24 protein-coding genes are annotated in these 25,428 nt (G+C 67.8%); 6 read left to right on the top strand and 18 right to left on the bottom strand.

The genetic code is table 11. The features are described from left to right. Positions 1-40: 40 nt before the first annotated feature. A complete protein-coding gene (locus tag BoBH3_RS00480) occupies positions 41-598 on the bottom strand; it encodes a GNAT family N-acetyltransferase (protein WP_262328791.1) in 558 nt (185 codons plus the stop codon). Continuing rightward, positions 595-1,353: a sulfite exporter TauE/SafE family protein gene (locus tag BoBH3_RS00475; protein ID WP_262328790.1), complete on the bottom strand. Its 759-nt coding sequence runs from the start codon at positions 1,351-1,353 to the stop codon at positions 595-597. The genes BoBH3_RS00480 and BoBH3_RS00475 overlap by 4 nt, the downstream gene beginning before the upstream one ends. A 174-nt stretch (positions 1,354-1,527) precedes the next feature. Between BoBH3_RS00475 and BoBH3_RS00470 the strand changes: the two genes are divergently transcribed. Beyond that, on the top strand, positions 1,528-3,462 hold the full coding sequence (locus tag BoBH3_RS00470) for a propionyl-CoA synthetase (RefSeq protein WP_262328789.1): 1,935 nt from the start codon (positions 1,528-1,530) through the stop codon (positions 3,460-3,462). A 224-nt stretch (positions 3,463-3,686) separates the two neighbouring features. Here BoBH3_RS00470 and BoBH3_RS00465 read toward each other — a convergent pair whose 3' ends face one another. The 4 genes from BoBH3_RS00465 to BoBH3_RS00450 all read right to left on the bottom strand — a co-directional run bounded on the left by BoBH3_RS00465 (position 3,687) and on the right by BoBH3_RS00450 (position 7,322). Further along, complete coding sequence (locus BoBH3_RS00465; RefSeq protein ID WP_262328788.1) at positions 3,687-4,418, bottom strand: DUF1013 domain-containing protein; 732 nt, start codon at positions 4,416-4,418, stop codon at positions 3,687-3,689. Between the two features lie 198 nt (positions 4,419-4,616). Continuing rightward, positions 4,617-5,507: an alpha/beta fold hydrolase gene (locus BoBH3_RS00460; RefSeq protein ID WP_262328787.1), complete on the bottom strand. Its 891-nt coding sequence runs from the start codon at positions 5,505-5,507 to the stop codon at positions 4,617-4,619. A 36-nt stretch (positions 5,508-5,543) separates the two neighbouring features. Next, the gene (locus BoBH3_RS00455; protein ID WP_262328786.1) at positions 5,544-6,083 is read right to left on the bottom strand and encodes a DUF2087 domain-containing protein; all 540 of its coding nucleotides are present in this window, start codon (positions 6,081-6,083) and stop codon (positions 5,544-5,546) included. Positions 6,084-6,323: 240 nt separating this feature from the next. After that, complete coding sequence (locus tag BoBH3_RS00450; protein WP_262328785.1) at positions 6,324-7,322, bottom strand: NAD(P)H-quinone oxidoreductase; 999 nt, start codon at positions 7,320-7,322, stop codon at positions 6,324-6,326. Between the two features lie 93 nt (positions 7,323-7,415). On the opposite strand from BoBH3_RS00450, the gene BoBH3_RS00445 reads away from it, so the two are divergent. Both BoBH3_RS00445 and rcdA read left to right on the top strand, forming a co-directional pair. Next, positions 7,416-7,616 carry a DUF1192 domain-containing protein gene (locus BoBH3_RS00445; protein ID WP_262328784.1) on the top strand — a complete coding sequence of 67 codons (201 nt, stop codon included), beginning with the start codon at positions 7,416-7,418 and terminating at the stop codon, positions 7,614-7,616. Positions 7,617-7,974: 358 nt separating this feature from the next. Beyond that, positions 7,975-8,505, top strand: a complete 531-nt coding sequence (rcdA, locus tag BoBH3_RS00440; protein ID WP_262328783.1) for a protease adaptor protein RcdA — start codon at positions 7,975-7,977, stop codon at positions 8,503-8,505. 192 nt (positions 8,506-8,697) lie between these two features. Here the strand turns inward: rcdA and rpmE are convergent, their stop codons facing one another. After that, on the bottom strand, positions 8,698-8,934 hold the full coding sequence (gene rpmE, locus BoBH3_RS00435; RefSeq protein WP_262328782.1) for a 50S ribosomal protein L31: 237 nt from the start codon (positions 8,932-8,934) through the stop codon (positions 8,698-8,700). A 353-nt stretch (positions 8,935-9,287) separates the two neighbouring features. Between rpmE and BoBH3_RS00430 the strand changes: the two genes are divergently transcribed. After that, positions 9,288-11,012 (top strand): ABC transporter transmembrane domain-containing protein, encoded by a 1,725-nt coding sequence (locus tag BoBH3_RS00430; RefSeq protein ID WP_410050551.1) that lies wholly within the window; start codon positions 9,288-9,290, stop codon positions 11,010-11,012. 3 nt (positions 11,013-11,015) lie between these two features. Here the strand turns inward: BoBH3_RS00430 and BoBH3_RS00425 are convergent, their stop codons facing one another. Continuing rightward, positions 11,016-12,395, bottom strand: a complete 1,380-nt coding sequence (locus BoBH3_RS00425) for an MATE family efflux transporter (RefSeq protein ID WP_262328781.1) — start codon at positions 12,393-12,395, stop codon at positions 11,016-11,018. Positions 12,396-12,507: 112 nt separating this feature from the next. Here BoBH3_RS00425 and BoBH3_RS00420 point away from each other — a divergent pair, with 112 nt between their 5' ends. Continuing rightward, positions 12,508-12,972 carry a MarR family winged helix-turn-helix transcriptional regulator gene (locus tag BoBH3_RS00420; RefSeq protein WP_262328780.1) on the top strand — a complete coding sequence of 155 codons (465 nt, stop codon included), beginning with the start codon at positions 12,508-12,510 and terminating at the stop codon, positions 12,970-12,972. A 32-nt stretch (positions 12,973-13,004) separates the two neighbouring features. On the opposite strand, the gene BoBH3_RS00415 is transcribed toward BoBH3_RS00420, so the two are convergent. The 6 genes from BoBH3_RS00415 to BoBH3_RS00390 all read right to left on the bottom strand — a co-directional run bounded on the left by BoBH3_RS00415 (position 13,005) and on the right by BoBH3_RS00390 (position 18,980). Next, on the bottom strand, positions 13,005-14,021 hold the full coding sequence (locus BoBH3_RS00415; RefSeq protein WP_262328779.1) for a peptidoglycan -binding protein: 1,017 nt from the start codon (positions 14,019-14,021) through the stop codon (positions 13,005-13,007). Between the two features lie 28 nt (positions 14,022-14,049). After that, the gene (locus BoBH3_RS00410) at positions 14,050-15,069 is read right to left on the bottom strand and encodes a flagellar motor protein MotA (protein ID WP_262328778.1); all 1,020 of its coding nucleotides are present in this window, start codon (positions 15,067-15,069) and stop codon (positions 14,050-14,052) included. 306 nt (positions 15,070-15,375) lie between these two features. Then, entirely contained in the window at positions 15,376-16,167 is a 792-nt protein-coding gene (locus tag BoBH3_RS00405) for an inositol monophosphatase family protein (protein ID WP_262328777.1), read from the bottom strand. 94 nt (positions 16,168-16,261) lie between these two features. After that, positions 16,262-17,203, bottom strand: a complete 942-nt coding sequence (locus BoBH3_RS00400) for a tetratricopeptide repeat protein (protein ID WP_262328776.1) — start codon at positions 17,201-17,203, stop codon at positions 16,262-16,264. Next, positions 17,176-17,829: a thiamine phosphate synthase gene (locus BoBH3_RS00395; protein WP_262328775.1), complete on the bottom strand. Its 654-nt coding sequence runs from the start codon at positions 17,827-17,829 to the stop codon at positions 17,176-17,178. The genes BoBH3_RS00400 and BoBH3_RS00395 overlap by 28 nt, the downstream gene beginning before the upstream one ends. Continuing rightward, positions 17,826-18,980 (bottom strand): benzoate/H(+) symporter BenE family transporter, encoded by a 1,155-nt coding sequence (locus BoBH3_RS00390; RefSeq protein ID WP_262328774.1) that lies wholly within the window; start codon positions 18,978-18,980, stop codon positions 17,826-17,828. The genes BoBH3_RS00395 and BoBH3_RS00390 overlap by 4 nt, the downstream gene beginning before the upstream one ends. Before the next feature lie 195 nt (positions 18,981-19,175). Here BoBH3_RS00390 and BoBH3_RS00385 point away from each other — a divergent pair, with 195 nt between their 5' ends. Beyond that, the gene (locus tag BoBH3_RS00385) at positions 19,176-21,176 is read left to right on the top strand and encodes a PhoX family protein (RefSeq protein WP_410050535.1); all 2,001 of its coding nucleotides are present in this window, start codon (positions 19,176-19,178) and stop codon (positions 21,174-21,176) included. Positions 21,177-21,255: 79 nt separating this feature from the next. Here the strand turns inward: BoBH3_RS00385 and fba are convergent, their stop codons facing one another. From fba to gap, 4 genes are all read right to left on the bottom strand, one after another. After that, entirely contained in the window at positions 21,256-22,338 is a 1,083-nt protein-coding gene (gene fba, locus BoBH3_RS00380; RefSeq protein WP_262328773.1) for a class II fructose-bisphosphate aldolase, read from the bottom strand. 145 nt (positions 22,339-22,483) lie between these two features. After that, positions 22,484-23,677 (bottom strand): phosphoglycerate kinase, encoded by a 1,194-nt coding sequence (locus tag BoBH3_RS00375; protein ID WP_262328772.1) that lies wholly within the window; start codon positions 23,675-23,677, stop codon positions 22,484-22,486. Further along, positions 23,674-24,246: a hypothetical protein gene (locus tag BoBH3_RS00370; protein ID WP_262328771.1), complete on the bottom strand. Its 573-nt coding sequence runs from the start codon at positions 24,244-24,246 to the stop codon at positions 23,674-23,676. Before BoBH3_RS00370 ends, BoBH3_RS00375 begins: the two co-directional genes overlap by 4 nt. Positions 24,247-24,310: 64 nt before the next feature. Further along, positions 24,311-25,321 (bottom strand): type I glyceraldehyde-3-phosphate dehydrogenase, encoded by a 1,011-nt coding sequence (gap, locus tag BoBH3_RS00365; RefSeq protein ID WP_262328770.1) that lies wholly within the window; start codon positions 25,319-25,321, stop codon positions 24,311-24,313. Positions 25,322-25,428: the final 107 nt, after the last annotated feature.

The following is a 25,428-nucleotide window of genomic DNA, read 5'->3' as shown; positions in this document are numbered from 1 at the left end:
CCATTCTGCCGACACCGGCGGCGAAGCGCCAGCCGAAGACCTAGCCGTTGATCACCCCGAGGTCGCGCCAGCCATAGGCGACTTCCGGCAGGACGACGGAGCCTCTCTGGTCGGCCTTCTGGCCGATGAGGTTTCCGCCGAGGCGCTCGTAGAAGTGGCGCGCCGGGGCGTTGTCGCGCAGGACCCAGAGGCTGGCGCCTTCGAAGCCGGCCTCCGCAAGGGCGCCGAAGGCGGCGTGCATCAGCCGCGTGCCGAGCTGCCGGCGCTGGCAGCGCTGGAGCACATAGATCGAGCCGATCTCGGCGGCATAGCCCTGTGCGGCGAGGCCGGCCTCGCGCTGGCGCCCACAGGCCGCGAAGCCGACGATCGCGCCATCGTCCTCCGCGACCAGGATCGCCGTGTGGCCGGAGGCGGCGAGGTCGGCCAGCATCGCCCGCCAGCTGTGCTCCCGCGCTTCAACGGAGAGGGTGGCCAGCATCGGCTCGGGGACGAGCCCGTCATAGCTTTCCCGCCAGGACGCGACATGGACCTGCGCGATCGCGCGCGCATCCTCCGGTGTGGCAATACGTATGAGCGGGTCGCGAGACGGTGCCGTCACTGAACCAGCCCCTGGACGCCGTCCCAGATCAGCTTCGTGCCGACGAGCAGCAGGAGCCAGTACACGATCCCGTAGAAGCGCTCGGGCGGGACGCGGCGGACCAGCCAGACCCCCGCAAAGGTCGCGGCGACCGCGAAGGGCAGCAGCGCGGCCGAGGCCAGGAGGTTCTGGCCGTTGAGCTGGCCGAGCGCGAGATAGGGGACGAGCTTCACGAGGTTCATCGCGGCGAAGAAGACCGCGCCCGTGCCGACGAAGACGGCGGGCGGCAGCTTCTGCGGCATGACATAGATCTGGAAGGGTGGGCCACCGGCATGAGCGACCATGCTGGTGAAGCCGCAGACGAAGCCCCAGAGACTTCCGCCGCTCCAGTTGGCCTGAGTAGCTAGGGTGGGCTTCTTGCCGTCGCTCAGCATCCGGCGCAGCGCAAAGCCGACAGAGATCAGCCCGACCGCGAGCACGACGGCCGCATCCGATACCTTCGCGGCCAGGAGATAGCCGACGAGGATGCCGAGCAGGGCGCCGGGTGCGAGCGTCGCGAGATTGCGGCGATCGAAGTCGCGACGGTAGGACCAGACCGAGACGACATCCTGCGCGATCAGCAGCGGCAGCATGATCGCGGCAGCCGTGACCGGCGAGACGACCAGCGCCATCAATGGCAGGGAGAGCAGGCCCAAGCCCGAAAAGCCGCCTTTCGCCAGGCCGGTCAGGACGACGGCCGGCACCATGGCGGCGAAGAAGAGCAGGTCGAAGGGCATGGAGGGAGGCTGCGCCGCTGGGCCGAGAGATGTGGGACGGGATGGGCGAAAGTCTTAAGGCGGCGAGCTTGCGCTGGCCGAGGGGAGTGCTCAGGATTCCCGGCAAAACCCGCCCGCGCATGCCGGCTCGCCGCGAGGCTTTAAGATGAAACCCGGCTCAGAGGAACGCTTCCGATGAATGGCTTCCATGCGGCACCCGCCCGTCCCGGCGAAGGCTATCGCGAAACCTATGCGCGCTGGCAGGCCGACCCGGAAGCCTATTGGCTGGAGATCGCGCGCGGCATCGAGTGGATCAAGCCGCCGCAGAAGGCGTTCGACCCGGATGCCGGCGCCTATGGCCGCTGGTTCCCCGACGCGACCTGCAACACCTGCTTCAACGCGCTCGACCGCCATGTCCGCGACGGGCGGGGCGGGCAGGCGGCGCTGATCTACGACAGCCCCGTCACCGGCACCAAGGCGCTCTACAGCTATACCGCGCTGCTGGAGGAGGTCGCGACCCTCGGCGCCGTGCTGCAGGATCTCGGCGTGGGCAAGGGCGACCGCGTGCTGATCTACATGCCGATGGTGCCGGAGGCGGTCTTCGCCATGCTGGCCTGCGCCCGCATCGGGGCGGTGCATTCGGTGGTGTTCGGCGGCTTCGCGGCCAAGGAGCTTGCGAGCCGCATCGACGACGCCGAGCCCCGCGTGATCCTGACGGCGACCTGCGGCATCGAGCCGTCGCGCGTGGTCGAATACAAGCCGCTGCTCGACGGCGCGATCGAGATGGCCGCGCACAAGCCGCAAACCTGCGTGGTGCTGCAGCGCCCGCAGGCCGAGGCCTCGATGCATGCGACGCGCGACAAGAACTGGCGCACGTTGGTCGCCGCCGCCAAGACCGCGGGGCGCAAGGCCCCGTGCGTCGAGGTCGCGGCGACGGACCCGCTCTACATCCTCTACACCTCCGGCACGACCGGGCGGCCCAAGGGCGTGGTGCGCGACAATGGCGGGCACATGGTCGTGCTCAAGGAGACGATGGACCAGCTTTACGACGTGAAGCCGGGCGAGGTGATGTTCACCGCCTCGGATGTCGGCTGGGTCGTCGGGCACAGCTACATCGTCTATGCGCCGCTGATCCAGGGGGCGACGAGCGTGCTCTACGAGGGCAAGCCGGTCGGCACCCCCGATCCCGGCGCCTTCTGGCGGCTCATCGCCGAGCACGACATCAAGGTGCTGTTCACGGCGCCGACCGCTTTCCGCGCCATCCGCAAGGAGGACCCGGAGGGACGCCACCTCGCAGGCCATGATCTCTCGGGCTTCAGGGCGCTGTTCCTGGCGGGCGAGCGGGCCGATCCGGAGACGCTGAAATGGGCCGAGGCGCTGCTCAAGGTGCCGGTGATCGACCATTGGTGGCAGACCGAGACGGGCTCGCCCATCGTCGGCAATCCGCTGGGCCTGGGGGCGCTGCCGGTCAAGCACGGCTCGCCGACCGTGCCGCTGCCGGGCTGGGATGTGCAATGCCTCGACGAAGGCGGCCATCCGGTGAAGCCGGGGACGATGGGCGCGATCGTGCTGAAGCTGCCGCTGCCGCCCGGCGCGCTGCAGACGCTCTGGGGCAACGAGGTCCGCTTCCGCGACGGCTATCTCGCGCATTTCCCGGGCTATTACGACACTTCGGACGCCGGCTTCATCGACGAGGACGGTTATATCTTCATCATGGGCCGCACGGACGACATCATCAATGTCGCCGGCCACAGGCTCTCGACGGGCGGGATGGAGGAGGTGCTGGCCGCGCATCCTGCGGTGGCGGAGTGCGCCGTGGTCGGCATCCGCGATGAACTCAAGGGTGAGCAACCCTGCGGCTTCGTGGTGCTGAAGGCGGGCGTAGCCCTGCCGCCGGACCAGATCGAGCGGGAACTCGTCGCGCTGGTGCGGGAGCGGATCGGGCCGGTCGCGGCCTTCAAGCTGGCGCTGACGGTGAACCGCCTGCCGAAGACTCGCTCGGGCAAGATCCTGCGGGCGACGATGAAGAAGATCGCCGATGGCGAGGACTATGCCGTTCCGGCGACGATCGAGGATATCACCGTGCTGGCCGAGATCGGCGTGGCGCTTAAAGGCAGGGGGCTGGGGTAGGCCCCGCTGTCATTCCGGGGCAGGCCGCAGGCCTGAACCCGGAATCCATGAACACGATGCCGTTTCAGTCAGCGTCATGCTCGCCCTTGTGGCGAGCACCCACGCCTGGAACACAACACGCGACCAGCGAAGACGTGGATGGTCGGGACAAGCCCGACCATGACGGCAAGCGCTGGTTTCCGAGATGCTCGGGTCAAGCCCGAGCATGACGCCTGCGGAGAGCCTCAGCCCTCGTCGTCCTCGTCGTCGGCCGGGCGCTTGAGCTGCTTCAGCTTGGCGAAGACGGAGTCGACGTCGATCGCCGCTTCCTCCTCGCGCTTCGGCCGGCTCATATCGGCGAAGGGCTGGCTCTCGCTGTGCGTGGGCACGGGCGCGGTGGTCTCTTCGGCCGAGAGCAGCGTCGAGCCGGCTTCCGCCAGTGCGGCAGGGCGGTCCTTGGCGGCGCGGCCGACCTCGAAGTCGAGATCGATCTGCGAGCACAGGCCGAGGCTGACCGGGTCGATCGGCTGGAGCTGCTGGGCGTTCCAGTGGGTGCGCTCGCGGATCTGCGCGATGGTCGACTTGGTGGTGCCGATCAGGCGGATGATCTGCGCGTCCTTGAGCTCGGGATGATTGCGCAGCAGCCAGAGGATGGCGTTCGGCCGGTCCTGGCGCTTGGAGACGGGGGTGTAGCGCGGGCCCTTGGTGCGCTTGATCTCCGGCACCTTCACCTTGCGCTCGGCCAGGCGCAGATGGTGGTTCGTGTCCTTGGCGGCGCGCTCCAGCTCCTCGCGGGTGAGCTGGCCCGAGGTGATCGGGTCGAGGCCCTTGATGCCGGCCGCCACCTCGCCATCGGCGATGCCACGCACCTCGAGCGGGTGCAGCTTGCAGAACTCGGCGATCTGCTCGAACGTCAGCGAGGTGTTCTCGACAAGCCAGACCGCGGTGGCCTTGGGCATCAGCGGGGTTTGTGACACGGGTTGCGTCTCCTGAAATGCCTTTGGTGCCGCTGCAGGGCTCGCAAGGGCAGGGTCGCGGACAATAGCTCTCATGCGCCGACCGGCCTCCCCGGCCGGCCATCCAAATCATCGTCGATGAGCAGGATGGCGCGCCTTATAGGCGAGGGCGGGGCGGCTGTCCACGAAAAGAGCGGCCGTCCGGTGCGATGCGTTCGACTATGCAATGCCCAGAAATGCCGCGACTCTGGCCCTCACGAGATCGAGATGCGTGACCAGGGCGACGTGCCTCCCGCCAGGGATCGACATCAGCTCTGCGCCCGGCACTGCGTTGGCAACGCTCTCCCCATGGGCAGGGGCGACGATCTTGTCCGCTGTTCCGTGAACGACCAGGGTCGGTGCGAGGATCCGTTCGAAGGGAATGGGCTCCAGCGCCGCGAAACGTTCGATGTCGTTGATCGTGCCCGCTATGCGCCGGGGCAATGCGTCGAAGACGCTGTCCTGCAGGGAGAGCATCAGCCTGCCTGCGTCGGGGTGAGCCAACACGCTGGCCCGTGTCGCAGCATCGGGGATCGAACGTGTCATTGCCCGTTCCGGCGATCTGCGGACACGGCGGCGCAGGAGCGCAGACAGACCCGGGATCAGGGTGAGCAGGCGCATGACGCGCAGGCGCGATAGGATAGAGGGCGGAGTCGAGAGGCGACCGCTGCAGGCAGAGACCAGGATAAGAGCTGCGCATCGGGAGGGGTGTCGTATCGCGAACTGCAAGGCGGAAGGACCACCGGCCGAGACCGCTGCGATCCTTGCCTTGTCGATGCCGAGCGAGTCGAGAACCTCGACATAGAGATCCGCCTGCGCTTCCGGCGTCAGGCAACTTCCGAGCGGAGTGCCGAGATAACCAGGGCGCGAGAGTGCGATCACTCGCAGCCCGCTCGAACGCCCGAGCAGTGCCCCGGCCAGGAGCAGCGACTGATCGTAGCCGCCCATGCCGCCGTGAAGGGCCAGTAACGCCGGCCCGTCACCGGATGAATGGTACTGCACCGGCCCCTGTTGTGTCTGCAGCAAGGCTGGGCGGGGCCTCGCGCCGGCCGCCGCTTCGAAATGATTCATGACGTTCTCCGGGCGGGAGGATGAGGAGCGCGCCTGTCAGGCGCGCGTCTTCAGGTGCCGGATCAGCGCGACCGCGTCGGCCGGCGGCTTTCGCTCGATCCGCCGGTAGATCCGGCAGTCGTCGGTGCGGAAGAGCAAGCCGTTGTCGACGAGCTCGCGACGCATCAGCGCGTGGTCGCCGAAGCGCTGGAGCCCGTTGAGCAGCGTGCTGATGGCCTTCTCCGAGAAGGTCTCACCGGCCGGGATGCCCGACCACAGCACCCAGAGGCAGAGCTGGCGCTGCCAGGGGCGGCTCGGCCAGCGCGTCAGGCAGCCATCGGCGTCGAACTGCCGGGCCGTGCGCGCGACGCGCAGGTGATCGACAGGCTCAGGCGCGGCCAGCGGGGCCGCAAGCCGCTCATGCGCCGAAGCCTGAGCGCGGAAATGCTGGAAATTGCGCCGGCCGGCGGCGCGCGACAGCATGTTCAGCAGCTCGACATGGCCGGGCAGGCCGTCGCGGCCGGCGAGCTGCGTGCGCAGGGAGCGTGCAAGTGCCGACATGTCGTCGGCGACGAAGGGTATTTGGGATCTCGACATCTCTCATCCTCGATGAAAGGCCGCTCCGGATCGGAGTGTCGTGGTCACCGTCTTACGACCCGGCCAAGGACAAGCTGTCTGGCAAGATATCGAAATCGCAGGTTTAGCTTCCCTTGCGGGATCGGCGACGCCTGGGTGAACTGCGGACCCTGTGACGCTGCGTTTAGACGCCAATTCCCGGCGGATCAAGATATGATCCGCCGCAACCGCAGCATATCGAGGCCGCGGTTGCGGCCGGGATCACACGGTCAGCACGATCTTGCCGATATGGGCGCTCGATTCCATCAGCCGGTGCGCCTCGGACGCCTGCGCCAGCGGGAAGGTGGCGTGGACCAGCGGCTTGCAGCGCCCGGCTTCCAGCAGCGGCCAGACCTTCTCGTGCAGTTCGGCGGCGATTGCGGCCTTCTCCGCGACCGTGCGCGGCCGCAGCGTCGAACCGGTATGGGTCAGGCGCTTCAGCATCAGCCGGCTGAAATTGACGCTGGCCTTCGGGCCGTTGAGGAAGGCGATCTGGACGATGCGGCCCTGGTCGGCCGCGGCTTCGTAGTTGCGGTCGATATAGTCGCCGCCGACCATGTCGAGGATCAGGTTCACGCCGCGCCCCTCGGTTGCGGCCCTCGCCGCAGCGACGAAATCCTCGGTGCGGTAGTTGATGGCGTGGTCGGCGCCGAGATCGCGGCAGGCCCGGCATTTGTCGTCGGAGCCCGCCGTCGCCAGCACGGTCGCGCCGAAGGCCTTGGCGAGCTGGATTGCGGTGGTGCCGATGCCGGAGGAGCCGCCATGGACGAGGAAGCTCTCGCCGGCCGCAAGCCGCCCGCGCTGGAAGACATTGGTCCAGACGGTGAAATAGGTCTCCGGGATCGCGCCGGCCTCGGCGAGGGAAAGCCCCTTCGGCGCCGGCAGGGCGTTGCTCTCGTGCACCGCCGCATATTCGGCATAGCCGCCGCCGGCGACGAGGCCGCAGACCTGCTGGCCGATGGCAAACCGCGTCGCGCCTTCGCCGAGCGCCACGACCGTGCCGGCGATCTCCAGGCCGGGGATGTCGGAGGTGCCCGGCGGGGGGGCATAGTTGCCCTTGCGCTGCAGCACGTCCGGCCGGTTGACGCCGGCAGCCGCGACCGCGACCAGGACCTCGCCCGGCCCCGGCTTCGGAACCGGTCGCGTCTCGGGCTTCAGGACTTCGGGAGCGCCCGGCGTCGCGATTCCGATCGCGGTCATCGTCTCTGGCGTGGTGTGCATCGAGTCCCGTCTTTCCGGCATTGTGCGGCGCAGCGTGACTGCGGCCGTGAGTTGGCTAGCCTGCCGCGCAGTTTGAGCAGATACGAGGTCGCCATGTCGATATTCGCGGATGATGACCGGCCCAAGCCGAAAAGCGTACACGAGATCGGGCAGGATCTGTCGATGCTGTCGCTGGCCGAGATCGACGAGAGGATTGCCGCGCTGAGAGCGGAGATCGAGCGGCTCGACGAGGCGCGGGCCCGCAAGGATGCCTCACGCTCTGCCGCGGATGCGTTCTTTCGAAAACCCGCCTGAAAAAGCGTCACGGAGGGCCACCGTTAACGGGGCGTTAATGATTCCAAAGTATGAATCGGACCATCCAGTTTGTCTGGATGTCGAGTGGCTCCTGCCCACTCTGTTTGACGCCTCCCTGTTGACCTTCACGAGCCGCCTTCAGGCGGCTCTTTTTTGTCCGGCGCTCCCTTGCGACCCGGCCGCGTTCCCGTTTCTGTGGACGGTCGCCTCGCTTTCGCCACGGATGTCTAGCGCTGTTAAGGTTAACAACATCTTACCGCCATCGATCGCATCGATCGGCGTTATCCTTGCGATGTGAGCGGCATCATCCGTGACGCGTTTCAGACGTGCACGGGCCTGTGCCGATGGGAGACACCGCATGAACGACGTCCAGCTCATGGACCCGCCGACCGAGGAGGGCGCGCTGTCCTTCGCGCGCCGTTTCGTCCGCTCCGAAGCCTTCATGCTGCTCTTCCGCGAGGGCATGGGCCTGGTCGAGCAGACAGCCTCCTATCTCGACGGCGATGGCCGCAAGGACGCCGCGGCGCTGCCGCGCGAGATCTCGCTGAGCTACGCCACCGAAAGCATGCGCCTGACGACCCGGCTGATGCAGATCGCCTCCTGGCTGCTGACGCAGCGCGCGGTCGCCGAGGGCGAGCTGAGCCCCGAGCAGGCGAGAGCAGAGCAGAACCGGGTCAGGATCAGCGATCCGATGGGGACGCCGGCCGAGCACATCGTCGCGCAGCTGCCGGAGCGCCTGCTCGACCTGATGGCCCATGCCGGGCGGCTGCAGGCGCGCGTGCGCCATCTCGAGAGCCAGATGAACGGCACGGCTCCTGCCGGCGAGACGGCAAATCCGGTTCAGGATCAGCTCGCGAGCCTGCAGGCCCGGCTCGGGATCTCCTGGTAGGCAGTTCGGGTGCGGGCATCGCACCGTCATTGCGAGCGCAGCGAAGCACTCCTGGGGCGGCAGAGTTCTACGTCTCCCTGGATTGTTTCGTCGCTTCGCTCCTCGCAATGACGGCTAGGCCAAAACGAAAAACCCGGCCTTTCGGCCGGGTTTTTTGTCTCAGGTCAACGACGGCGCCGGGGCGCCGCAGCATCACTTCTTGCCGATCGCACCCAGGCCCGCGAAGCGCGAGTTGAAGCGCGAGACGCGGCCGCCGCGGTCCATCAACTGCGCCGAGCCACCGGTCCAGGCCGGGTGGGTCTTGGGGTCGATGTCAAGGTTGAGGGTGTCCCCTTCCTTGCCGTACGTCGAGCGGGTGAAGTATTCGGAACCATCGGTCATCACGACCTTGATGGTGTGGTAGTCGGGGTGGATGCCGGTCTTGGCCATGACGAAATCCTCGAACGTACAAAAGGGCGTGTCGACAAGCAGGCGAGCCTGCCCGGCCCGTCGAAAGAATTCGGATGAGCCTGTCGTGAAGTCGCGTGCACATATCGCAGCCAGGGCTTCAGTGCAAGTTCGCCGGCAAGTTCACGGGCAAGTTCACCGGCAGGCCAATACCGCCTGCGGCGTTGCGTCGTTTGCCAAGCGGGCCGCGATGGGCTTCACCCGCGCGCAATCTATATGGACCGAGGAAGCGCGGCCGAGACAGGCGCGCAGTGCAGGAGTTCCGGCGCGTGGCCGAGGCTGACAACACCGCCGGAAAGGCGAATGACAAGGTGCGGCCCGATTTCCGGTCGCTCATGACCTTCTGGCCCTATGCACGGGCGCAGAAGGGGCGGATCGCGTTGGCGCTCATCGCGCTCATCGTCGCCTCGCTGGCGACGCTGGCGCTGCCCCTGGCGGTCCGGCGCGTCATCGATGTCGGCTTCGCGGGCGGCGAGAGGCAGCTCGCCGACAGTTATTTCATTCTGTTGATCGGCGTGGTCGCCGTGCTGGCGCTGGCGAGTTCGGCGCGGTTCTATCTCGTCATGACGGTTGGCGAGCGCATCGTCGCTTCGCTGCGCGCCGACGTCTTCCGCCATCTGACGCGGCTCGAGCCGGCGTTCTTCGATTCGAGCCGCGCGGGCGATCTCGTCTCGAGGCTGACCGCCGACACCACCCAGATCAAGTCGACCTTCGCCTCGACCGCCTCGATCGCGCTGCGCAACGCCATCATGGCGCTGGGCGCGCTTGGGCTGATGATCGCGACGAGCCCGCGGCTCTCCGCCATCGTGATCGGCGTGATTCCGCTGATCGTGGTGCCGCTGGTGCTGTCAGGCCGCTCGGTCCGGCGCCGGGCGCGGATGGCGCAGGACAGGCTCGCCGACGCCTCCGCCTTCGCCGCCGAGGCCGTGGGCGCAATCCGCACGATGCAGTCCTTCGGCGCTGCCGGGCAGACGGCACAGCGCTTCCAGGCGGCATCAGACGAGGCCTATGATACGGCCCGCTCGGCCACCGTCTCCCGGGCGCTGCTCTCGGGCGTCGCGATCTTCCTGGTCAGCGCCAGCGTCGTCGCGGTGCTGTGGACGGGCGCGACCGAAGTCTTCGACGGGCGGATGACCGGCGGGCGGCTCTCGCAGTTCATCCTCTATGCCGTGCTGGCGGCGAGCTCGCTCGGCCAGCTCTCGGAGGTCTATGGAGACATCAGCGCGGCGGCCGGCGCTTCGAGCCGTCTCGGCGAGATCCTGGCGCTGAAGCCCGCCATTGCCGCCCCGCCGCACCCGAAGGCCATGCCGCAGCCTTCGCTCGGCGAGCTTTCCTTTGAGAATGTCTCCTTCAATTATCCAGGGCGGGACGGATCGGCGCTGGCGAAGCTCAACTTCTCGGTCCGGCCGGGCGAGCGCGTCGCGCTGGTCGGGCCCTCGGGAGCGGGCAAGAGCACGGTGCTGCAGCTGGCGCTGCGGTTCTACGATCCGCAGGGCGGGCGTGTCGTCGTCGACGGCGTCGCCGGGCCGGAGGCCGATCCGGAGGCCTGGCGCGAGCGCTTCGCGCTGGTGCCACAGGAGCCGACCGTGTTTGGCGTCTCGATCCGTGACAATATTGCCTATGGCCGGCCCGGCGCCTCCCTGGAGGAGGTGGAGGCGGCGGCCAAGCTCGCTGCGGCTGACGGTTTCATCCGCGCTTTGCCGCAAGGCTACGAGACGGTGGTGGGCGAGCGGGGCGTGACGCTCTCGGGCGGGCAGCGGCAGCGTCTCGCCATCGCCCGCGCCATCCTGAAGGACGCGCCGATCCTGCTGCTGGACGAGGCGACGAGCGCGCTCGATTCCGAAAGCGAGCGGGCGGTGCAGGATGCGCTCGACCGGCTGATGCAGGGCCGTACGACGCTGGTGGTGGCGCATCGCCTCGCCACCATCCTCTCGGCCGACCGGATTCTCGTCATGGAGGACGGGCGCGTCGTCGAGGAAGGCAGCCATGCCGAGCTCAAGGCGCGCGGCGGGCTCTATGCCCGGCTGGCGGCGCTGCAGTTCGGGTTGGAGGCGGCCTGAGCTTCAGGCGGGCTGCCCGGCCACGGCCCGCGCCTTTGCCGGCTCGCGGAACCAGGCGCCGCTGGCGACGATGAGTCCGTTGGCGACGCCATAGACGACGAGCGCGACCGCCAGAGCGACGAAGAGACCGTTGCTCTGGCCGAAGGCGATGACGGCGAGCCAGCCGCCGCCTGCCGCAATGGCGACGCGCAGCAGCGCGGCCAGCATCGGCCAGGTCATGCGTCCGGCGCCCTGCGAGGCGAAGTAGAGCGTCAGGCCGAAGCCGAAGAAGCCATAGGTCGGTCCGACGATGCGCAGGTAATCCGAGCCGACAGCGATCATCTGCGGATCATCGCCGAAGAGCGAGAGCCAGGCCGCAGGCCAGAGCGCGGCCGCGATGCCGATCACCTCGGTGATCAGGCCGGCGATGATCGCCCCCGTCCAGGCGACCTTCAGCGCACGTTCCCGGTTCCCTGCGCCGATGCAGGTGCCGACCATGGCCGCGGTCGGCGCCCCAAGCCCGAAGACCAGCGGGACGAGCAGATATTCCAGCCTGACCCCGGTGCCATAGCCGGCGACGGCGGCCGAACCGACGAGCCCGGCAAGGCCGGTGGCGACCGCGGCGGTGACGTTGGTCGAGATTGAGACGAGAGAAGAGAGGGCGCCGACCCGCAGGATGTCGCGCAAGGGCGGCCAGGACAGGCGCGGCGGCAGCAGCGACGGCTTCAGCACGCTGCGCCCCGACCAGATGTAGACGGCGAAGACGACCGTGCCGACGCAGTAGTAGAGCACGATTGCGAGCGCGCCGCCGGCCACGCCGAGATGTGGCAGCGGACCGTAGCCGAAGATCAGCACGGGCGAGAGCGGGATCAGGATAATCGCGCCGACGACGATGACCGCCGCAGGGAAGACCATGTTGCCGGTGCCGCGGATGACGGCAGCCAGCGAGTTGAACAGCCAGAGCGGCACGGCGGCGGCGAAGACGATGTTGGCATAGAGCAGGGCGGCGGCGAGCGAACCCTCGCGGCCGCCCATGGCTGTGAACAGCCTCGGTGCGAAGGCGAAGGCCGCGACCGTGGTCAGGGTGCCGAGCAGCACGGTGATCGCCACCGCATGCCAGACCAGCCCGTTCGCCTCCTCGCGCCGGCCGGAGCCGAGGGCGCGGGCGATGGCGGACAGGATGCCGCCACCCATCGCGCCGGCGGAGACCATCTGCAGCAGCATCAGCAGCGGGAAGACCAGCGCCATGCCTGTGAGCGCGTCCAGCCCCAGCCGGGCGACGAAATAGGTCTCGATCAGGCCGATCGAGGCCTGCACCACCATCACCGCGACATTGGGAAGGGCCAGGCGAATGATTGTCGGACCGACTGGCGCTTCCAGCAGGCGTCGGGTGCGCGCGTCCATAACCATCTCCGGAAAAGGTGCATATGCACTTGTCTTGCCGGCAATACGCGCATATGCACCTGTTTCCAAGGGCCGGGCGCACCGGAGGCGGCGCGTATGGAGAATGGATGCCATGCGAAAAGCGACCTTCGAGGAACGCTCGGCAACGCTCTGCAACAGCCTGGCGCTACGCCAGGCGGCGCGGCATGTCAGCCAGATCTATGAACGCCATCTCGCTGCGGAGGGCTTGCGCGCTTCGCAGTACTCGATCCTTTCGACGCTGGGGCGGTGCGGCCCCCAGCCGATCGGCGCGCTGGCGCAGCGGATGGTGATGGACCGCACCACGCTCGGACGGGCGCTCAAGCCGCTCGAGCGCGACGGGTTGCTGGAGATCGGGCCGGGCCCGGACGGCCGGACGCGCAGCCTGCACCTGACGGCGACCGGAGAAACGAAGCTCGCTGCGGCTGCGGGGCGCTGGCAAGAGGCGCAGGCCGAGTTCGAGGCGGCCTTTGGCACGCAGGAGGCGGCGGATTTGCGCGCGACCCTGCGGCGAGTCATCGCCGTTACAGGGGAAGGCCGGGCGGGGCAGGGGGCGTAGCCGCCGGGTTGGCCGGCCGTGGATCCGTGATCTCAGCGCTCCGTGATCTTGAATTCGATACGGCGGTTGCGGCGGTGCGCCTCGTCGGTATTGGCGACGTCGAGCGGCTGGTATTCGCCGAAGCCGGTGGCCGCGACACGGTCGCTCGGAAGGCCGCGCGACATCAGGTACTCGACGACGGCGATGGCGCGAGCCGAGGAGAGGTGCCAGTTCGAGGGGAATTGCGCGGTCTTGATCGGACGGTTGTCGGTATGGCCGTCGACGCGCAGGATCCAGGGCAGGTCGGGCGGCATCTCGCGGCCGAGATCGACCAGGATCGTGGCGAGCTTGTCGAGCTCCACCTTGCCCTCGGGCTTCAGCACGGCTTGGCCGGCATCGAAGAAGACCTCGGACTGGAAGACGAAGCGGTCGCCGACGACGCGGATGTCCGGCCGCGTGCCGAGCACCTGCCGCAGGCGCCCGAAGAAGTCCGAACGATAGCGCGCCAGCTCCTGCACGCGCTGGGCCAGCGCAACGTTGAGGCGCGAGCCGAGCTCGGAAATGCGGGCCTGCGAATCCTTGTCCTTGGCCTCCGACGCGGAGAGCGCCTCCTCCAGCGCGGCGAGCTGGCGGCGCATGGCGAGAATCTGCTGGTTGACCAGATCGACCGTGGCCTGGGCGCGGGCGGTGAGCTGCTTCTCGCTTTCCAGTGCCTTCTGCGCGTCGGCGAGCTGGGCCGGGCCATTGCTGGACTGGGTGCTGAGCATGTCCTGGATGCGGCCGCGCTCGGCCTGCTCGCGCGTCAGGGTCGACTGCATGAGCTGCAGGCTCTCCTGCGCCTGTCGGTTCGAGGACCGCTCCAAGGCCAGCAGGTCGGTGAGCTCGGAAATCTGCTTGTTGAGGCGCTCGAGCGCCGTGTCCTTGCCGGTGATCTCCTGCGAGAGGAAGAACTGGCCGAGCACGAAGACGGTCAGCAGGAAGACGATGCCGATCAGCATCGTCGAGAGCGCGTCGACGAAGCCCGGCCAGAAGTTCGTTTCCTCGCGGCGATGAGCGCGGGAGAGGGCCATGCTCAGATCCCCAAGGTGTGGCCAGCGATCATGGCTCTGTGACCTGGTCGGCCGTAAGGCGGTCGATCAGGCGCTTGAGATCCTTCTCGCGGGAGGCCTGCGCCTCGACCCAGTCGCGGATCATCTGCTGCTCGGCACGCATATGCTGGACGAGGCCCTGGATGCCCTCGGCGAGATTGGCCAGCGCCTGGGTCGCGGCGCGGTTGTTGGCGGCGCCGTCGGACATCGCGACGCTCAGCCGGTCGAAGCGATGGGAGAGCGAATCACCGGTCGCGGGCAGCGGCGCAAGCTCCAGCGCGCCGCCGATGACGCCGGTGCGCGTGCCGAGCCAGCTCTCGATCTCGTTGCGGAAGCGGCGCTGCGCCTGCGCCACCTGGAGATCGAGGAAGCCGAGGATCAGCGAGCCCGCGATGCCGAAGAGCGAAGACGAGAAGGAGAGGCCCATGCCGGCGAGCGGCGCGGCGAGGCCGGCCTTCAGCTCGTCGAAGAGCACGCCGGCCTCTGCGCCGGTGCGCAGCGTCTTGATGACGTTGCCGACGGAGGAGACCGTGTCGAGCAGGCCCCAGAATGTGCCGAGCAGGCCGAGGAAGACGAGCAGGCCCGCGAGATAGCGCAGCACCTCGCGCCCGTCATCGAGCCGGACCGCGATCGATTCGACCGCCGAGGCGGCCTGGGCCGGGGCCAGCGTGCCGTGCTCCAGGGCCGGGAGCACCGGGCCGAGCGGGGCGATGACCTGCCTGCGCGTCACCTCGGCGGCGAGGGGGGCGGAGGCGAGGCGGGTGGTGGCGCGAGCCTCGCCGTGGAGACGCCAGAGTTCGTGCAGCGCTATCAGCACGCCGACCAGAAGCGCGCCGAGGATGAGGCCGTTCAGCCCCGGATTGGTCATGAACGCCTGAACCAGCCCGGCCTGAAGGATGTAGCCGAGGAAGCCGATCAGCGCGAGGAACAGGAGCGCACGGACGACGTAGCGAAACGGACGCGAGAAGCGAGTCTCGATCCGCTTTGGTGCGGCCTCGATCGGCTCGGCCGCAAGATCCTCAGTCGCCATGAATCGTCTTCCGTTCGCCTCGGAGTGCGGGAGGAACTGTCGCCTCCCCCGCCGCCGGGATCAAGCACGAAAGAGGCGCAGGGTTCCCGCCATATGGCCGGTGTTGCGCGGAAACGCGGCACTGTTCTGGGGCAGGCCTTCACGGAAGCGTGCAGAACCTGCGAGCGGGACCGCTATCCCGTTCCCCTCATGCTCATCGTTGTGGCGAGCATCTCCGTCTCCAGCACGACCTTCGACTGGCGAAGAGGTGGATGGTCGGGACAAGCCCGACCATGACGGGAGCTCTCGGCTTCGTGGTTCGAGCTCTCAGCCCGCCGCCGTCTTCAGCGCGGCGCGCAGCGCCTGCTCGCCGGCCTCGTTGCCGCAGATGATGTCCCTGGCGCTGGTCGCGGGCTTGCCGTCCAGCGTACCGAAGGTGCCACCCGCCTCACGCACCAGCACGCTGCCGGCCGCGAAATCCCAGGTGTTGAGGCCGCGCTCCCAATAGCCGTCGAAGCGCCCGGCGGCGACATAGGCGAGGTCGAGGGCTGCGCAGCCCATGCGGCGGGCGTTCGAGAAGCGCGGCATGACCGCGGCCAGTTCGCGCAGGAAGAGGCCGTGGCCGCCCTTGCCGATATGCGGGATGCCGGTGCCGATAAGCATCTCGGAGGGGTCGGTGCGGCCGGAAACGCGCAGGCGGCGGTTGTTGACGAAGGCGCCCTTGCCCTTCTCGGCGATGAACATCTCGTCCTTGGCGGCGTCATAGACCACGCCGGCGATGAACTGGTTGTCGCGTTCCAGCGCGACCGAGATATTCCAGTGCGGGATGCCGCGCAGGAAGTTGTGGGTGCCGTCGAGCGGGTCGATATGCCAGCGGTTGCTCTCGTCCGTGCCCTGGACGACGCCGCTCTCCTCCATGACGAAGCCGTAGCCGGGGCGGGCCTTCTCCAGCGACTCGCGGATGATCTGTTCCGCCTTGTGGTCAGCCTTCGAGACGAAGTCGCCCGGGCCCTTGGCGAGCACCTGCAGGTTCTCCACCTCGCCGAAATCGCGCTTCAGCGAGCGGGACGCCTTGATCACGGCGTCGGTCATCACGGTCATCAGGGGGGAACGGATCATCGGAAACCTCTTGCGCGCCAGAACGCCGCGATGAGCCAGCGGCGCAAGCCTCGCGCCCGGCGAAAAATTTAGCGAGCCGTCACTTGCGCGGGTCTTAGGGCGACGTCAAGACGGCGGTGCTGATGCGGGAGGCGGCGATGCGCCCGGCGCGAGCCTGCTGCTCGGGATTCAGACGATCGAAGAGGCCATCGAGCGATGCGTCCTCCAGGCCCTGGGCGCGGGCGACGAGATGCCAGGCGGCAGCCTCGATCCTGTCGGGCGGCAGGCCGAGGCCGAATTGATAGAGCTTGGCGAGGCGGTTCTGCGCGATGGCGTTGCCCTGTCCGGCGGCGCGCAGGAAGAGCTTGCCGGCCGCCGCCTCGTCCTTCGCCACGCCGGTGCCGTTGAAGAGCATGATGGCGTATTCGACCTGGCCGGCGGCATTGCCGGCCTCGGCCGCGCGCTTCATCCAGCCCGCAGCCGCCTCTTCGCTTTCCTGCATGCCGCGGCCCTGACGCGCCAGTGTGCCGAGCGCATACATGGCCTCGCCGATCATGGCCTTGGCCGCGATATCCAGATAGGAGACGGCGCGTTTGTCGTCCTCCGGGCGGCCGGTGGCCAGCAGCGCGAGCGCCAGATTGTAGCTGGCCTGCGGATGGCCCGCGGCTGCGGCCTTCTCCAGCAGGACCCCGGCGCGGGCCGGATCGCGCCTGCTGCTCTTCTCGTCGAGAAGCTGCATGGCCAGCGCGAAGGTGGCGTTGATGTCGCCACGCGCCGCTGCCTGCTCATACCATTCGGTCGCGACCTTCTGATCGGCCGGGATGCCGAAGCCCTGGCGATAGAGTTCGCCGAGCAGCGTCATGGCGGCGGCGTCATTGTTGTTGGCTTCGATACGCTTCAACGCCTCGGCCTGGGCGCGACGATAGTGCCCGGTCTGATAGGCGCCATAGGCAATGTCGACGACAGGCGCCGCCGCGGCTGGCGTCATGAGCGGAAGGAGCAAAAGAGGTGCGAGGCGGGCGACCCGCATCATCGCGCCGTCTTCCGTGCTGCGCATGCGGTGATCGCGGCGTTGGCCGCCTCGACCAGCGCACGGACGTCCTGCCCCTCATCGAAGGCCCAGGGGCCGAGCGCGACGAATTCCGCACCGGTCTCGGCGAGCGCTGCGACGGATTCCGCGTCAGGCGCATAGGCGACGCAGGGCGTCTCGAAGATCTCGGCCCACCAGCCTGCGCGCTCGATCACGGCCGGCAGCGGCGGCACGCTGCCATCCGGGCGCGGTTCGCCGAACATGACATAGTCGACACCGGCTTCGCCGACGTCCATGGCGTCATGGCGGGCGCGAAGACCGCCCGTGCCAATGATGCGCTCGGTCTTCAGGCTCGACCGGGCCTCGGCGATCGCCTCCGGCCCGCCGGTCAGGTGCACGCCGTCGGCGCCGCCGCGCGCGGCGACGAGCGCCGAGTCCTCGACGACGAGCGCGACGTTGTTGGCCTGGACTGGCCCGGCGAGGCGCTTGACGCGCTCAATGCGGCTGCGCTCGTCGCCCGGCGTCAGGCGCAGCAGGATGGCGGCGACGTCGCCGCCGGCCATGGCCTGCATCAGGCGAAAGGCGAACGCCTCCGCATCCGCGACGGGCGGGGTGACGAGCATCAGGCGGGTATGTGAAGCGTGTGTGGTCATGATCGGCTGCGCAAACGGCCCGCAGCGAAGTCCAATGTCAAGACCGCAAGCCCGGCAACGAGGCTCCAGAAGGCCGAGCCGACGCCGAACATCGACAGGCTGGAGGCCGCGACGGCGAAGGCGACGACTGCCGCGAAGCGCTCCCGGTCGGAGGATATCGCCTGCGCGAGGGCGCCGGTCAGCGAGCCCGCGAGGCCGAGGCCGGCGACCGCGACGATGAGCGCCTTCGGCAGCGACAGCAGCAGCGCGATAAGCAGGCCGGTGCAGCCCGCGACGGCAAAATAGGAGAGGCCGTAGATCACGCCCGCCTTCCAGCGCTGGGCCGGATCGGGGTGGGTGTCGCCGCCGGTGCAGATCGAGGCGCTGATCGCGGCCATGTTCGTCATATGTGCGCCGAAGGGGGCCGTGACGAGCGAGGCCAGGCCGGTGACGAAGAGGGCAGGCGCCGTCGGCGGGTGATAGCCGGCGGCGCGCAGCACGGCGAAGCCCGGAAGGTTCTGGGCGGCCATGGTGACCAGATAAAGCGGGATGCCGATGCCGAGCATGGCCGCAATATCGAAGCGGGGCGTGACGAATTCGAGGCTGGTCAGCGCCACGCCATCCGCCGGCCAATGGCTGAGCCCGCCGGCGAAGCTGATGGCGATGCCGGCGACGAGCGCGGCGATGACGCCGAGGAAGGGGCTGATCAGCCGCGTGACCAGGAAGACGACCAGAAGCGCCAGTACGAGGCCGGGCGCAAGCCGCATCTCGTCGAAGACGGCGACGACGAAGCGGAAGATCACGCCTGCGAGCATGGCGGAGGCGATCGGCATCGGGATGCGCTCGATCAATCGCCCCAGCGGGCGGAAAGCGGCCGTCAGCATCATCAGCACCGCGGCGAGGAGGAAGGCGCCGACTGCCGACGCCATGTCGAAGCCGCTCGCGGCGGCGATCAGCGCCGCGCCCGGCGTCGACCAGGCGCAGATCATCGGCATACGGTAGCGCCACGACAAGATCGTGCTCGACAGGGCGGTGCCGATCGCAAGCGCTGCGACCCAAGACACGGTCTGGCTCGCGCTCGCCCCCATCGCCTGGGCGGCGGCGAGGATGACGGCGACGGAGGCGGCGAAGCCGACGAAGACCGCGACCAGAGCGGAGAACACGATGGACATGGCGGGAGGGAATGGCAGGCTAAGAGCGGGAAGGGCGAGTGTTGAACCAGAAATAGCCGAAAGCGGAAAGGGTGGCGGGAGCAAGGCGGGGGCGATGCTGCGGCACGCGGCCCGGCGGGCCTGTGCTGTCATGTGGCCGTCAATCCCGAACCGTAGCTATTCTCATTGTTCCAGTTCGAGCCAGCGGGGCCGGCCATGCGCGATGACGATTACGAATCCACCTTCGGCGCCAGCATGCTCGAGCATGAGGACGCGGAGCCGCGCAACCTCTCCGATAACCCGACGATGGGCGAGCTGATCTCACAGCGCTTCTCCCGGCGCGGGCTGCTGAAGGGCGCGCTTGCAGTCTCGGCCATCTCCGCCACCATCGGCACGGTCGCGCTCGAGACGGCGGCGCAGGCGCAAGCCCAAAGCGCGAAATCCGCCTTCGACTTCAAGGAGGTCGAGATCGGCGTCGACGCCGACCACCATGTCGCCGAAGGCTATGACGCGCAGGTGCTGCTGCGCTGGGGCGACCCGCTGTTCGCCGACGCGCCTGAATTCGACCCGACGAAGCAGACGGCCCGGTCGCAGGCGAAGCAGTTCGGCTACAACAACGACTTCGTCGGCTATGTGCCGATGCAGGGCGCGGCCGATCCTTCGGCCCATGGTCTGCTGTTCGTGAATCACGAGTACACCAATCCGCATCTGATGTTCCCCGGCGTCGTCGAAATGAAGGACGGCAAGGCGGTGATGAAGAATGCGACGCCCGAGCGCTTCGCCGTCGAGGCGATGGCGCATGGCGCGACGGTTGCGGAGATCCGCAAGACCGGCAGCCAGTGGGCGCTCGTGAAGGACTCCAAATACAACCGCCGCATCACGGTCACCACCGAGATGCAGCTTTCCGGCCCCGTCGCCGGCACGGACCGCGTGAAGACCGCCGCCGACGCGACCGGCCGCAAGGTGCTGGGCACGCTCAACAACTGCTCGGGCGCGCTGACGCCCTGGGGCACCTTCGTCTCGGGCGAGGAGAACTTCCACGGCTATTTCTCCGGCAAGCTGCCGGAGGGCCATCGCGAGGAGGCGAACTACAAGCGCCTCGCCGTGCCATCTTCGCCCTATGCCTGGGGGCGTTTCGAGGAGCGCTTCGACCTCGCCAAGGAGCCGAACGAGGCCAATCGCTTCGGCTGGGTGATCGAGGTCGACCCGTTCGATCCGAGCGCGGCCCCGAAGAAGCGCACCGCGCTCGGCCGCTTCAAGCATGAGGGCGCTGACATGATCGTCGCGAGGGACGGGCGCGTGGTCGCCTATCTCGGCGACGATGAGCGCTTCGACTATGTCTACAAATTCGTGACGACCGGCCGGTTCGATCCGAAGAACCGCGCGGCCAATCTCGACCTGCTCGATTCCGGTACGCTCTATGTCGCGAAGTTCGCGGCCGACGGCACCCATGAGTGGCTGCCGTTGGTCTTCGGGCTGGGGCCTCTGACGGCTGCCAACGGCTTCCAGAGCCAGGCCGACGTGCTGATCGAGGCGCGCCGCGCCGGCGACCTGCTCGGCGCGACCAAGATGGACCGGCCCGAGGACATCACGCCCAACCCGGTGACGGGCAGGGTCTATGTGATGCTGACCAACAACACGAGCCGCAAGGACGAGCAGGTCGACGCCGCCAATCCGCGCGCCAAGAACGCCTTCGGCCACATCATCGAGATCGCCGAGGCCGATGGCGACCATACGGCGACCAAAGGGCGCTGGGAGATCCTGCTGAAATGCGGCGATCCTTCCGTCGCGGAGGTTGGCGCGAGCTTCTCGACCGAGACGACGAAAAACGGCTGGTTCGGCATGCCCGACAATGCTGTTGTCGATTCCGCCGGCCGGCTCTGGGTCGCGACCGACGGCAACGGCATCGACGTGACTGGGCGCACTGACGGTCTCTGGGCGGTCGACACCGAGGGCGGCGCGCGCCGCACCTCGAAGTTGTTCTACCGCGTGCCGCACGGCGCGGAACTCTGCGGGCCCTGCTTCACGCCGGATGACACCACGGCCTTCGTCGCCGTGCAGCATCCGGGCGATGATGGGCCGGATTGGCCGGCCTTCGGCCGCCGCTCCTATTACGAGGACCTCTCGACCCGCTGGCCGGACTTCAAGCCGGACATGCCGGTGCGGCCTTCCGTGGTGGCGATCACCAAGCGCGGCGGCGGCAAGATCGGGGTTTGAGGCGCAGCCAGCCTGCAACGAAAAAGAGCCGCCGGATCGCTCCGGCGGCTCTTCTCTTTCAGATCGCTGCCGCGCCCGTTCAGGCGGCCTTCTTCGCGCCGAAGGTCGGGTCGAGCTCGCCCTTGGCGTAGCGCTTGGCCATGTCGGCCAGTGTGATGACGCGCTTGATCTTCGAAGCCTGGCCCGCGGTGTTGAACTCTTCCAGGCGCTGCTTGCAGAGCTTGGTCATCGCTTCCATGGCGGGTTTGAGATACTTGCGCGGATCGAACTCGCCGGGGTTTTCCGACAGGATCTTCCGGATCTGGCCGGTCATCGCCATGCGGTTGTCGGTGTCGATGTTGATCTTGCGCACGCCATGCTTGATGCCGCGCTGGATCTCCTCGACCGGCACGCCCCAGGTCTGGGGCATCTTGCCGCCGTACTGGTTGATGACGTCCTGGAGGTCCTGCGGAACGCTGGACGAGCCGTGCATCACGAGATGCGTGTTCGGCAGCAGCTTGTGGATCTCCTCGATGACATGCATCGCCAGGATCGCGCCATCAGGCTTGCGAGTGAACTTGTAGGCGCCGTGCGAGGTGCCCATGGCGATGGCGAGCGCATCGACCTTGGTTTCGGCCACGAACTTAACCGCCTCGTCAGGGTTGGTCAGGAGCTGGTCGTGGCTGAGCTTGCCTTCGAAGCCATGGCCGTCCTCTTTCTCGCCCTCGCCGGATTCCAGCGAGCCGAGCACGCCGAGCTCACCCTCGACGGAGATGCCGCCAAGATGGGACATCTCGGTTACGGTGCGGGTCACGCCGACATTGTAGTCCCAGTCGCCGGGTGTCTTGCCGTCGGCCTTGAGCGAGCCGTCCATCATCACGGAGGTGAAGCCGGCCTGGATCGCGGTCATGCAGGTCGCCGGCTCGTTGCCGTGGTCGAGATGCACGCAGACCGGGATATGCGGATAGATCTCGGTGACGGCGTCCATCATGTGCTTGAGCATGATGTCGTTGGCGTAGCTGCGGGCGCCGCGCGACGCCTGGATGATGACCGGAGCGTCGGTCGCATCCGCCGCCGACATGATCGCCAGAGCCTGCTCCATGTTGTTGATGTTGAAGGCTGGCACGCCGTAGTCGTTCTCGGCGGCATGATCGAGCAACTGGCGAAGCGTAATACGGGCCACGATGGCTCTCCCCTTTGAGGCAATGGATGTAGGGGAGGGTTTAGCGGCGAACTAAGACGAAGGTAAAGCGAAAGCGGAAAATGCGCTTAAAATCAAAAGCCGCGCTGGTGGCAGCGCGGCTTTTGATTTGGTCTGCAGGTTCTGCTCAGCCCTTCCGCAGCGCCTCGACGCCGGGCAGGGCCTTGCCTTCCATCCATTCGAGGAAGGCGCCGCCGGCCGTGGAAACATAGGTCAGGTCTTCGGCCACGCCGGCATGGTTCATGGCCGCGACGGTGTCGCCGCCGCCCGCGACCGCGACCAGCTCTCCGGCCTTGACGTGCTTGGCTACCGCCTTGGCGACCGCGACGGTCGCGGTGTCGAAGGGCGGCAGCTCGAAGGCGCCGAAGGGGCCGTTCCAGACCAGCGTCTTGACCTTCTCCAGCCGCAGCACGACCTCGGCGATCGAGAGCGGGCCGGCGTCCAGGATCATCTCGTCGGCTTCCACGTCGCCGATCTGCACGACGCGGTGTCCGGGATGGGCCTTGAACTCGCGCGCCACCAGCGCATCGACGGGCAGGAGGATTTCGCAGCCGGCCGCCTTGGCCTTCTCTTCGATCTCGCGGGCGATGCCGACGAGATCGTGCTCGCAGAGCGACTTGCCGACATTGACGCCGCGCGCCGCCAGGAAGGTGTTGGCCATGCCGCCGCCGATGGCGAGCACGTCGACCTTCTTGACGAGATTGCCGAGCAGCTCGAGCTTGGTCGAGACCTTGGCGCCGCCGACGATCGCCATCACCGGCCGGGCGGGATTGTCGAGGCCGGCGGATAGCGCTTCGAGCTCCGCCTGCATGGTGCGCCCGGCATAGGCCGGCAGGACATGGGCGAGGCCCTCGGTCGAGGCATGGGCCCTGTGGGCGGCCGAGAAGGCGTCATTGACGTAGAGATCGCCATTGGCGGCGAGCGCCTTGACGAATTCGGGGTCGTTCTTCTCGTCGCTGGCGTGAAAGCGGGTGTTCTCGAAGAGGAGGACATCGCCATTCTTCGCCGCAGCGACGGCCTTCACGGCCGGATCGCCAATGCAATCGTCCACGAAAGTGACGGGGCGGCCGAGCGCGTGAGCGAGCGCCGGAACGATCTGCTTCAGGCTGTTCTTGTCGTCGCGGCCCTTGGGGCGGCCGAAATGGGCGAGCAGGATGAGCTTGCCGCCCTTGTCGGCGATCTCGCGGATGGTCGGCAGCACGCGGTCGATGCGTGTGGTGTCGCTGACCTTGCCATCCTCCATCGGGACGTTGAGGTCGACGCGCAGGAGGACGCGCTTGCCGGCGAGATCGGCGTCGTCGAGAGTGCGGAAGGCGCTCATCGGACCAGCAGGCTCCCGAACAGGCCGGGCACGCCGAAGCGCAGCACGAGGACGGTGAGGATCACGGTCAGCACCGCGGTGACGGCAGCGGTGACGAAGAGCATGCCGGCGCGCGGCGTGGCGTCGATGCGCTCGCGCAGGGCGGCGACCTCGCCGCGGATCGAGGCGAAATCCATGGTGCTGGCGGCGGCGTCGACCTTGTGGGCGGCGCGCTCCAGCGAGGCCTCGGCGCGTGTCAGCACGGCCTCGTAGCGGGCGAACTTCTCCTCGATACGCGCGGCCTTCTCCTCGATGCGGGCGAGCTGGTCGAGCTGGCGCGGATCGGTGGCGCGGGCGGGCGCGGGAGCGACGGCGATCGTCTGCGCTGCGGGCGGCGGGGCCACCGGCGGCGGAGCGGCGACGCTCGGCATCACCTGCGGAGCCGGGACCGGGATTGCGGCGAGCGCTGGCTCGATCGTTTCGGGCGAGACGGTGTCCTGCTGCCGGACCTGCCGCCATGTGGCTGGCGAGGTGCTCGGCTCGCTGCTTTCCGCTGCGGGCTGGTCGATGGTGGGCTCGATCTTGGTCATCAGCTGTCCGTCCGATGAGGGTAGACGAAAAGGGCCGCGCTGTGTGGCGCGGCCCTCATGATGGTCAGAGGAGCTGGCCCATGGCGACGGCTGTGTCGCTCATGCGGTTCGAGAAGCCCCACTCGTTGTCATACCAGGACAGCACGCGCACGAACTTGTCGTCCATGACCTTGGTCTGGTCGAGGGCAAAGGTCGAGGAATGCGGGTCGTGGTTGAAGTCGATCGAGACGTTCGGCTGGTCGGTCACACCGAGGATGCCCTTCAGCGCCCCGCGCTTCGAAGCCTTGATGATCGCGTCGTTGATCTTCTCGACCGTGGTCTTGCGCTTGGCCAGGAACTTGAAGTCCACGACCGAGACGTTCGGCGTCGGCACGCGGATCGAGGTTCCGTCGAGACGACCCTTCAGATCTGGGATGACGAGGCCGATCGCCTTGGCGGCGCCGGTCGAGGTCGGGATCATCGAGAGCGCGGCGGCGCGGCCGCGATAGAGATCCTTGTGCATCGTGTCCAGCGTCGGCTGGTCGCCCGTATAGGCGTGGATCGTGGTCATGAAGCCCTTGTCGATGCCGACGGCGTCATGGAGCACGCGCACGACCGGCGCGAGGCAGTTGGTGGTGCAGGACGCGTTCGAGACGACGAGGTGGTCCTTGGTCAGCTCGTGATGGTTGACGCCGAAGACCACAGTGAGGTCGGCGCCGTCGCAAGGGGCCGAGACCAGCACGCGCTTGGCGCCGGCGGCGAGATGGGCGGCCGCCTTGTCGCGGGTGGTGAAGATGCCGGTGCACTCGAAGGCGATGTCGACGCCGAGCGCCTTGTGCGGCAGGTCCTTCGGGTCGCGGATCGCGGTGACCTTGATCGGGCCGCGGCCGACGTCGATCGTGTCGCCGGAGACGGTCACCGTGCCGGGGAAGCGGCCATGGACGGAGTCGAAGCGGAAGAGATGGGCATTGGTCTCGACCGGGCCGAGATCGTTGATCGCCACGACCTCGATGTCCTTGCGCTTCGACTCGATGATCGCGCGCAGAACATTGCGCCCGATGCGGCCGAAGCCGTTGATCGCCACCTTGACCGTCATCTCAATCCTCTCCTTCGCCCATTCGGAGCATCGCTTCCGCGAAAAACCGGTGTCCACTCTTCCGCGCGATACTCTGCCACGGCGCTCGCACGCCATTCACGCGGGCA

The organism is Allobosea sp. BH3, assembly GCF_025499465.1.
In the GTDB taxonomy this organism is placed as follows: domain Bacteria; phylum Pseudomonadota; class Alphaproteobacteria; order Rhizobiales; family Beijerinckiaceae; genus Allobosea.
The sequence above is the reverse complement of the archived record's forward strand: the minus strand, read 5'-3'. Positions and strand labels throughout refer to the sequence as shown.

Bases quoted from the DNA above. Each gene is read 5' to 3' on its own strand.
- BoBH3_RS00420 (WP_262328780.1), top strand. From the start codon at position 12,508: ATGCGAAAAGCGACCTTCGAGGAACGCTCGGCAACGCTCTGCAACAGC.
- BoBH3_RS00370 (WP_262328771.1), bottom strand. From the start codon at position 24,246: ATGACCAAGATCGAGCCCACCATCGACCAGCCCGCAGCGGAAAGCAGC.
- BoBH3_RS00425 (WP_262328781.1), bottom strand. From the start codon at position 12,395: ATGGACGCGCGCACCCGACGCCTGCTGGAAGCGCCAGTCGGTCCGACA.
- BoBH3_RS00460 (WP_262328787.1), bottom strand. From the start codon at position 5,507: ATGAATCATTTCGAAGCGGCGGCCGGCGCGAGGCCCCGCCCAGCCTTG.
- BoBH3_RS00395 (WP_262328775.1), bottom strand. From the start codon at position 17,829: ATGACCACACACGCTTCACATACCCGCCTGATGCTCGTCACCCCGCCC.
- BoBH3_RS00405 (WP_262328777.1), bottom strand. From the start codon at position 16,167: ATGATCCGTTCCCCCCTGATGACCGTGATGACCGACGCCGTGATCAAG.
- BoBH3_RS00430 (WP_410050551.1), top strand. From the start codon at position 9,288: ATGACCTTCTGGCCCTATGCACGGGCGCAGAAGGGGCGGATCGCGTTG.
- BoBH3_RS00400 (WP_262328776.1), bottom strand. From the start codon at position 17,203: ATGCGCAGCACGGAAGACGGCGCGATGATGCGGGTCGCCCGCCTCGCA.
- rpmE (WP_262328782.1), bottom strand. From the start codon at position 8,934: ATGGCCAAGACCGGCATCCACCCCGACTACCACACCATCAAGGTCGTG.
- BoBH3_RS00410 (WP_262328778.1), bottom strand. From the start codon at position 15,069: ATGGCGACTGAGGATCTTGCGGCCGAGCCGATCGAGGCCGCACCAAAG.
- BoBH3_RS00415 (WP_262328779.1), bottom strand. From the start codon at position 14,021: ATGGCCCTCTCCCGCGCTCATCGCCGCGAGGAAACGAACTTCTGGCCG.
- BoBH3_RS00445 (WP_262328784.1), top strand. From the start codon at position 7,416: ATGTCGATATTCGCGGATGATGACCGGCCCAAGCCGAAAAGCGTACAC.
- rcdA (WP_262328783.1), top strand. From the start codon at position 7,975: ATGAACGACGTCCAGCTCATGGACCCGCCGACCGAGGAGGGCGCGCTG.
- BoBH3_RS00390 (WP_262328774.1), bottom strand. From the start codon at position 18,980: ATGTCCATCGTGTTCTCCGCTCTGGTCGCGGTCTTCGTCGGCTTCGCC.
- BoBH3_RS00470 (WP_262328789.1), top strand. From the start codon at position 1,528: ATGAATGGCTTCCATGCGGCACCCGCCCGTCCCGGCGAAGGCTATCGC.
- BoBH3_RS00375 (WP_262328772.1), bottom strand. From the start codon at position 23,677: ATGAGCGCCTTCCGCACTCTCGACGACGCCGATCTCGCCGGCAAGCGC.
- BoBH3_RS00450 (WP_262328785.1), bottom strand. From the start codon at position 7,322: ATGCACACCACGCCAGAGACGATGACCGCGATCGGAATCGCGACGCCG.
- BoBH3_RS00455 (WP_262328786.1), bottom strand. From the start codon at position 6,083: ATGTCGAGATCCCAAATACCCTTCGTCGCCGACGACATGTCGGCACTT.
- BoBH3_RS00475 (WP_262328790.1), bottom strand. From the start codon at position 1,353: ATGCCCTTCGACCTGCTCTTCTTCGCCGCCATGGTGCCGGCCGTCGTC.
- BoBH3_RS00385 (WP_410050535.1), top strand. From the start codon at position 19,176: ATGCGCGATGACGATTACGAATCCACCTTCGGCGCCAGCATGCTCGAG.
- gap (WP_262328770.1), bottom strand. From the start codon at position 25,321: ATGACGGTCAAGGTGGCGATCAACGGCTTCGGCCGCATCGGGCGCAAT.